The 2509-nt window shown below is 42.4% G+C and carries 2 protein-coding genes; both read right to left on the minus strand.

Translation table 11 applies throughout. The annotated features are described in order from the left end of the window. Positions 1-93: 93 nt before the first annotated feature. Positions 94-444, minus strand: coding sequence for a four helix bundle protein (locus tag ACM0OW_RS25630; RefSeq protein WP_414553529.1), 351 nt, complete (start codon positions 442-444; stop codon positions 94-96). Positions 445-711: 267 nt separating this feature from the next. Further along, positions 712-2373, minus strand: coding sequence for an ISL3 family transposase (locus tag ACM0OW_RS25635; RefSeq protein WP_414553531.1), 1662 nt, complete (start codon positions 2371-2373; stop codon positions 712-714). Positions 2374-2509 lie beyond the last annotated feature (136 nt).

Raw genomic sequence — 2509 nt, forward strand, 5'->3', positions numbered from 1 at the left:
TAAGGGTCTTGGCAACTTTTGGTGATCTTGCTTGGGGCAAGGCAGAAGGCAGAAGGCAGAGGGCAGAAGGGAGAAGAAAAGAAAAGAATGGATTCAAACTTTGAGTTTATTTAAACTGGCAACTAATATTTTTTGCATTTCTTCAACTTCATTTAATAGAGGATTAAAAAGTATTTTCTCGGTCAAATCTACTTCTTTGGCAATAATTAATTGTGTATCGAGTTCTCGTAAAGAACCTAATGCAATGTGTAAAAACTGTACATATTCTGACTTTGAGCGCCTACCATAGCCTTCCGCTATATTGGATGCTACAGATACAGAAGAACGTCGGATTTGGCTGGTTAAGCCGTACAATTCTGATTTAGGAAATAGGTGTGTAAACTTATAGCAATTAATGGCAAGTTGAACTGCCCGTTGCCAAATAAATTGATTTCTGTAGCTCATAATTAAGTTTGAAGTCTAGTAGAAAAAGTTTGAAGTACAAAAATTATACCGGAAAAAGGCAGAAGGCAGAGGGCAGGAGGCAGAAGGAAGAAAATATATTTTGCTCTCTACCGCAGTGTTTAAAACATCTAAGTTTATGAAAGAAGATAAGAGTATTTGTCAAAGAACGCATAACAAGATGTTGAATTACCTAAATTTATTTATCAGGATTTCCTTCTGCCCTCTGCCTCCTGCCTTCTGCCTTCTGCCTTCTGCCTTCTGCCTTCTTTAGGTTGTTAACAAGAATCGTCGCTCAAGTAAGTCTATCTTGGCACGACCATACATCTGCCGCTTTAACATTTTCAGTCGGTTAATATGCCCTTCAACGGGTCCATTACTAACTGACATAGTTACGCCCGCCTTCACCGCATCGTAGTCTTCACGCAATCGTTTAGCAAAGCGACGAAAAGCGGTCAGATTACTACTTTCCGCGATAATCAACCACTGTTGAAATTGTTCAGGCAGTCGTTGGCGCACAATTTGAGCAAAGCCTTGTGCCAACTTAATAGCTTCGGCAAAATCTGGATGTTGCGCTATTAGTAGTGCAATCAGTTGTTCATCTTCTGGCTCTTGTGACTCCGGTTTCCGTAGCACCAGCCATGCGGCACGACGGGGCGTGAGACAAAGTTTTTCCGGTTCGGCTACTTTTGGTAGAGTCTTAATTGAATATCGTTGTCGAGGATGAATTCCTTGGGCAGTACGGATGCGGCGAGCATAACGTGCCACAGTATCATAGCTACCTTTATACCCCTGCTTTTGAATTTCCTCAAACAAAATTAAGCCTTCGTGACAACCTTCATTCCACCGCTTCAGGATATAGGTTTTATATGGAGCAAGAATACTTCGACCTCGACTTCTTCGTCCTGTTGGCTCTGAAAAGGTGGGATTACGTAGATAGCGGAATACACTCGTCACACCAATACCAAGTTGACGGGCTATAGCTTTTGCTTTGTAACCTTGACGGTGTAAATCCCAAACTTGCTGATGGATGGCCAATCGTCTGGCACGGCTTTTTGATGCTAATAAAAGTGCTTGTTGTTCACGGTTTGGTCGGGGTACTTTCACAACTACAGTACCGTCGCCTTGGGTTACTGATGAAAGACTAAATGCTTCATCAACTGCTTTGAGAGCTTTATCGTGTGTACCAAACACTTGATAGAGTGTTTCAGCTAAGTTTTGTAACAAGTGAAAACGGTCTGCAACGTGGATAGCTTCAGGCGCTCCTTGGCGAATACCACTTTCATAAACTTTTGACCTATCTCGTGAAACGATTTTAACACCGGGGTGAGCTTTTAACCATTCTGCTAAGGTTTCGGCCTTTGCGTCTTTCAATAGAGCAATTGGGCGGCTGCGTTCATTGTCAATTATTATTGTGCCGTAGGTTTTACATTTACAAAAACAAAAGTCGTCTACTCCAAGAGTCCGTGGCGTTACGATTGGCGGGAGTGGTATTGAGCGTACTAAATTTAATAGCGTGTTGCGAGAAGCTGCTACTCCCAATTGCTGTGAAAGTCTTACTCCTGCTGCACCACCATTAGCTAAACCAATTGCGCTCAGTCGTTGCGCTAAACGCAGAGTTCTTCTGGACCAAGGTGCGGTCACATTGTTGAGCCTTTCGGTAAAAATGCGCCGTTTACACAAAGGATTGGTGCAAAAGAACTTTCTTACTCGCAACTGTAAGTTAATACTGTAATTAGCCCACGGTAAGTCTGTTAACTTACGCTCGTAGCGGCTATGAATTTTATGAGTTGCTTGGTTACAAACTGGACAATTAACTACTCTACTAATTGCGGAAACAATCAACTTTATCTGAGTCTTGATATCGTCAAGTTGGCAATTCTCAAGTTTCAGATTGGTTGAATCTGGTAATAGGTGAGTTAGCACCGACATAATCAAGTTGAGGCTTATCCCTCAAATGTTTGATGTTCCTCAATTATATCTTCCTTCTTCCTTCTTCCTTCTTCTGCCCTCTGCCCTCTGCCTTCTGCCTTACCCCAAGCAAGATCACCAAAAGTTGCCAAGACCC

Source organism: Anabaena sp. CCY 0017, assembly GCF_963920885.1.
Taxonomy (GTDB): domain Bacteria; phylum Cyanobacteriota; class Cyanobacteriia; order Cyanobacteriales; family Nostocaceae; genus Nodularia.

Coding starts and splice junctions, on each gene's coding strand:
- ACM0OW_RS25630 (WP_414553529.1), bottom strand. CDS start 444: ATGAGCTACAGAAATCAATTTATTTGGCAACGGGCAGTTCAACTTGCC.
- ACM0OW_RS25635 (WP_414553531.1), bottom strand. CDS start 2,373: ATGTCGGTGCTAACTCACCTATTACCAGATTCAACCAATCTGAAACTT.